This is a genomic window from Aminobacter sp. P4_D5 (genome assembly GCF_056401815.1).
Genome location: NZ_JBFUIP010001147.1, coordinates 1 through 571, shown reverse-complemented (window position 1 = coordinate 571; position 571 = coordinate 1). Strand labels below are relative to the sequence as shown.

Genomic DNA, 571 nt, shown 5'->3' with positions numbered 1-571 from the left:
GAAGAAGGCCGCGCCCAGCAGGACCCGGGCGCCGGCCGAGACGGGAACGAGTGGCTTCACCGGAGCCTCTTCGGTTCGCAAGAGCTCACCGCAAAGGCCCACGCCCCTTGTCCGGGAGCATGATCCACGTCTTCGGCGATGCCACCCGCAGCGATCATGCTCTAGAGGAAGGAGGTGTTCAGCAGCGGACCCAGGTTCACGTCCTGCCGCACCACGCCGGTCTCGCGCTGGACCAGGTGCGCCTTCTGCATGAACTGCGGCAGGCCGTCGGCGACATAGGCCTTGTTCATCGCCTGGTCCTGCCATTCGATGAATTGCGCGCTGGCCTTGAACTGCTCGCCGGTCTGATTGATGCGGCGGCCCATGATCTCGAAGGAGCGGTCGGGCTCGCTCTTGATCATCGCCAGCGCGTCGTACCAGGACTTCACGATGCGCCTGACCGCTTCGGGATTTGCCTGGATGAAGGCGGGCTGGAAGGCGAGCGTGTCGACCACGCAGGGATGGTCGATGGTGGTCGCCAGGATCTTGCCCTTGTCGGCGCCCATGCCCCGCACCTGGGACAGGTAGGGCT

General features: G+C 65.3%; 1 protein-coding gene. It reads right to left on the bottom strand.

The features are described 5' to 3' along the window. Window positions 1–161: 161 nt before the first annotated feature. A partial coding sequence (locus tag AC1DWF_RS37170) for a substrate-binding domain-containing protein (RefSeq protein ID WP_476843432.1) occupies window positions 162–571 on the bottom strand: 410 nt, incomplete at its 5' end.